The organism is Enhygromyxa salina, from assembly GCF_000737335.2.
Lineage (GTDB): Bacteria > Myxococcota_A > Polyangia > Nannocystales > Nannocystaceae > Plesiocystis > Plesiocystis salina_C.
This window is the reverse complement of the sequence record NZ_JMCC02000229.1, coordinates 1-3910: the sequence shown is the minus strand read 5'-3', so window position 1 is coordinate 3910 and position 3910 is coordinate 1. Positions and strand designations below refer to the sequence as shown.

Genomic DNA, 3910 nt, shown 5'->3' with positions numbered 1-3910 from the left:
GCCCACGCCAGCTGTGGTCGCGCCCACGCCAGCTGTGGTCGCGCCCGCGCCCCGAGCCGCGGCTTTGCCCAGTTCGGCGCCGAGCCTCGCGTCGGGTCCGGCGAGTTCGTCGGGCTTCGAGCAGCGCTTTTGCGCGCGCTACGGCCTTCGTCGAGCCTATGCGGCCGGCGGCGGGATGCACGAAGGCGTCGCGTCGACGGCCCTCGTGCGTCGCATGGCGGGGGCCGGCTTGCTTGGTCTGCTCGGCGCCCACGGTCTCGATGAAGTCCAGCTCGGCGCGATGCTCGACGAGCTCCACGGCGAGCTCGCGCCGGGCTCGTTCGGGGTCAGTCTCGTCCACGAGCTGTCCGACGCGCGCGAGCGAGCTCGGGTTGCGACCTGCCTCCATCGCGGCGTCCGGGTGCTCGATGTCAGCGGCTTCACGTCCATGACCCCCGCGCTGGTCTGGTATCGAGCCAAGGGCCTCGCGCGGCACGGCGCGGGCATCGAGATTCGTCACCGTATCCTCGCCCGGGTCTCACGGCCGGAGACCGCCGCGAGCTTCCTGTCGCCCGCGCCTGCGTATCTCGTCGAGGAGCTCCTCGCCCAGGGCGTGATCACCGACGACGAGGCCCACTGCCTCGCGCGGGTGCCGATGGCCGACGATCTGTGCGCCCAGGCCGACGGAGGTGGCGGGACGGAGCGAGGCGTGCTCGGGGCGATCCTCCCCGCGCTCGTTGCGATGCGCGATGAGTTTGCCGCTGTCCACCGCTACCCCGAGCACGTCGGGCTGGGCGCCGCCGGTGGCCTGGGTTGTCCACAGGCCGTCGCCGCGGCGCGCCTGCTCGGCGCCGAGTTCATCGTCACGGGCAGCATCAACCAGTGCAGCGTCGAGGCGGCGACGAGCGAGATCGTCAAGGACATGCTCGAGACCGTCGACATTCACCACACCGACTACGCCCCGGCCGCGGCGGCCTTCGAGCTCGGCGGGCAGGTTCAGGTGCTCAAGCGCGGGGTGTTCTTTCCTGCCCGCGCCAACCGGCTGTACCGTCTCTACCTCCAGCACGACGCCCTTGGAGAGCTCGACCAGCGGACCGCTGGCGAGATTCAGGACAACTACCTGCGCGCCAGCTTCGAGCAGAGCATCGACTACGCTCGCATGCGCCACGCCGATGAGCTGAGCGTGGGTGAGGCGCTCACGCCCAAGCGTCAGATGGCGCTGGTGTTCCGCACTTACCTCGAGCGCTCCGCTCGCAACGCGATCGAGGGCAACGTCTACGACAAGGTCAACTTCCAGGTCCCTTGCAGCGCCGCGATGGGGGCGATCAATCGCTGGGTTCGCAACACCAGCCTCGAGCGCTGGCGCGACCGCCACGTCGACGAACTCGGGCTTCGGCTGCTCGACGAGGCTGACGCCCACCTGCGCCGAGGCTGGGGCGCTCGTGGAAGCCGAACGTCGTAGCGTCGATCCTCGTAGGCGGGCTGGACCGGTGCGATCCGGGTCCGCCTCCGTTGGGCCTTTGGATCGCGGCGAGGCGCTTGATCCCGTCGCGTTCGAACACCTCCCAATGGCCAATCCGCTCATAGAACGCGATCCACAGCAGGTCGACCACGCGATCGCGCTCGGCCTCTTCGGCCGGGCTGGAGGCGGTGGTCTCGAGGTGGCGATCGACGTATGCCTGGGTGATTGTGTCGATTGCTACGCTCAGGATCGCGGCGGCCTGCTCGAGATCCAAGCTGCCGGCTTCCGGCTTGCGCTTGCGAAGCAATCGAGCGAGGGCGAGCTGCCGGCGGCCCGAGGTGCGCGCTCGAGGTGGCAGGACCGGCCCAAGATTCCATCGCGGGCTCCTTTCCATCGCGGGCCCGTGCCCCGTCGCCGTTGCCGGGGATCGCTGTGACACGAGCGGGGCCGTGATGCCCATGCGCCGCTTGTACGGCCGCCACCGCGCGACCGCCAAGTGAGGCCGCGCCCCGCGTCGCGCATCACTTCCCGCACGCGGCCTTGCCGTTGTCGAGCGCCCAGACATCACCGCACGCGAGGATGGTCTGGCACAACAGGATTTGCTCTTTAGGGAGGAACTTGCAGCCCTCACCGGTCATTGCCTTCAGGTCGACGGTTTCGCAGCAGAATAGCTGGTCGTCTTGGTCGTCTTGGTCGTCCTCGGGCGGACGGATGTCGGGCTCTTCCGGCGCGGCACTTGGGGCCGGGCTCGATTGCACGCCGCATGCGGCGGCAAGGATGGTGAACAGGATTGCTTTGCTCAGCATGCGCCCATGCTGGGCACGAACGCCAGCCGAACAACGCGCCTCGCGGTGCAACCCTTGCCGCCGAGTCACCCAGCGTCGCTACAGATATGCCTCCGAGAACAGCGATGCGAGCAAGATGTCGCCGCTGTCGAGCAGGCTGGCATCCAGGACGAACGAATCAGTCTTGGCCTGGTCTCATGCCGCTGATCGGCGACTTCAACGGTGACGATCGGACGGACCTGTTTTGGCACGCACCGGGGGTCCCCACCGACTGGTTGTGGCTGTCGGTCAGCGGTCCGATCACTGCGAACTTCGACCGCTTCGAACGGCAGGTCATGAGCGAGTTTCGACCGCTGATCGGTGACTTCAACGGCGATGGGATCGACGACATCTTCTGGTATGCCGCACGCTCCGAGACACCCGATGCCTCAGCGTCATCTGGCAGTTCGACGACCCCCACTGCGACATGGGCCTGAGGGATGAATGGGGGACACAGGCCCTGTCTGTGCTGAAAAATGACCAGCGGATACTCTCCGTCAGGCAGAGTGGCCCCCATGTCAACCGGATAAATCAAATGGACCGGGAACGGATTGAATAGACGATCGAGAGCCTCGAGGATCGCACCATTTTCGAGATCTCGGGCGAGTTCGGCAGCGATGGTCTGGACCCAACTCCAGAAATTCTGGATGTCCGCGTCAGGGGGGAGGTACATCATTCGCAGGTCCCATATGCGTTTTGGGTTCGACGACACTTGGACACCGTCGTCTTGCTGCATGTCATACCGCCAATTCGGCGAAGCTGAGGGCTTTATCGGCCTCGTGTTTCATCAAGTAGGCCCGGAGTTCGTCATAGTTGCATGTCTCGGGGACGCTCACCGCGAGCATCCTCAGAGCTCGAATCTCTGCAAATTCGCAGTAGCAATCTCGACTACGGAGGTTGTCGAGAATCCCCTGTTCGAGTTCCTTGACGAGGAAGATGATGGAGATAGACTTCGCCGACGAAGGCTCTAGCACGTGAGAAAAGGCAAACTTGCCCTCGGTGCCGGAGATCGGGTCTGCTGCGATGCGGTCGCCGAGAGCTACCTCCGTGACGAAAAATGGCGTGTTGTCGAGGACGAAACTTCCGTCCTCGAGGGGGGTGGCGTGTAGACCCTCCGACCCGATTGGTGGAAAGCCGTCCTCGTCAGGCTCGAGTTCGAACACGATTTTCGCTGTCCGGGACATACTCACTCGATTGTAGCACCCTTCGCCCGGTTGCATTTCGCACAAATGGTCTCGAGGTTGCGCATATCGTCCACTGTTGCGCCATCTCCTCCCTTCGACCTGGGATAGATGTGATCGCCCTGAGCTTCCGCAGGGGCGACTTTATGCCGTCGAGCATGAAGCCCGCGATCGTTCCAGAGACCGACGGCCCACGCTCGGCGGGAGCGCATCGCCACGCGGCGGCTTGCCGCCCGCGCGCGGGCCCTGCTCGCCAGCCGCTTGGCTGGCCCTTGGCTCCGAGCTGCCATCGTGCCGCATGTCGGTCGGTTTGGGCGCTTGCGTGGTTGTGCCGCGGCCCTCCATCCCTTTCGCGTCTCGCCGTGGAGGTCGGTGTTCGCTGAGTCGGCGGCGCTCCCCCGCGACTAGTCTCGACTTTGGCGGTTTTGAGCCTGCAGACGACGGGGCCATCCGCAGAGACGTGG

Annotated in this window: 6 protein-coding genes; 3 read left to right on the top strand and 3 right to left on the bottom strand. The window is 65.7% G+C overall.

Annotated features, from left to right (window positions below; translation table 11 throughout):
- Together DB30_RS40380 and DB30_RS40375 are read left to right on the top strand one after the other, a co-directional pair.
- Positions 1-1441, top strand: a 1441-nt coding sequence (locus tag DB30_RS40380) for a PfaD family polyunsaturated fatty acid/polyketide biosynthesis protein (protein ID WP_146662899.1), incomplete at its 5' end; no start/stop codon positions are given.
- Positions 1442-1547: 106 nt separating this feature from the next.
- Positions 1548-1877: a hypothetical protein gene (locus DB30_RS40375; protein WP_146662897.1), complete on the top strand. Its 330-nt coding sequence runs from the start codon at positions 1548-1550 to the stop codon at positions 1875-1877.
- Positions 1878-1962: 85 nt separating this feature from the next.
- Here the strand turns inward: DB30_RS40375 and DB30_RS40370 are convergent, their stop codons facing one another.
- Positions 1963-2247: a hypothetical protein gene (locus DB30_RS40370; RefSeq protein WP_052559419.1), complete on the bottom strand. Its 285-nt coding sequence runs from the start codon at positions 2245-2247 to the stop codon at positions 1963-1965.
- Positions 2248-2423: 176 nt separating this feature from the next.
- Between DB30_RS40370 and DB30_RS40365 the strand changes: the two genes are divergently transcribed.
- Positions 2424-2702: an FG-GAP repeat domain-containing protein gene (locus DB30_RS40365; protein WP_052559417.1), complete on the top strand. Its 279-nt coding sequence runs from the start codon at positions 2424-2426 to the stop codon at positions 2700-2702.
- A gap of 300 nt (positions 2703-3002) precedes the next feature.
- Here DB30_RS40365 and DB30_RS40360 read toward each other — a convergent pair whose 3' ends face one another.
- Complete coding sequence (locus tag DB30_RS40360) at positions 3003-3449, bottom strand: DUF4265 domain-containing protein (RefSeq protein ID WP_052559415.1); 447 nt, start codon at positions 3447-3449, stop codon at positions 3003-3005.
- A 2-nt stretch (positions 3450-3451) separates the two neighbouring features.
- Positions 3452-3658, bottom strand: a complete 207-nt coding sequence (locus DB30_RS43375) for an HNH endonuclease (RefSeq protein WP_420870705.1) — start codon at positions 3656-3658, stop codon at positions 3452-3454.
- Positions 3659-3910 lie beyond the last annotated feature (252 nt).

Bases quoted from the DNA above. Each gene is read 5' to 3' on its own strand.
- DB30_RS40365 (WP_052559417.1), top strand. From the start codon at position 2,424: ATGCCGCTGATCGGCGACTTCAACGGTGACGATCGGACGGACCTGTTT.
- DB30_RS40360 (WP_052559415.1), bottom strand. From the start codon at position 3,449: ATGTCCCGGACAGCGAAAATCGTGTTCGAACTCGAGCCTGACGAGGAC.
- DB30_RS40375 (WP_146662897.1), top strand. From the start codon at position 1,548: ATGGCCAATCCGCTCATAGAACGCGATCCACAGCAGGTCGACCACGCG.
- DB30_RS40370 (WP_052559419.1), bottom strand. From the start codon at position 2,247: ATGCTGAGCAAAGCAATCCTGTTCACCATCCTTGCCGCCGCATGCGGC.
- DB30_RS43375 (WP_420870705.1), bottom strand. From the start codon at position 3,658: ATGCGCTCCCGCCGAGCGTGGGCCGTCGGTCTCTGGAACGATCGCGGG.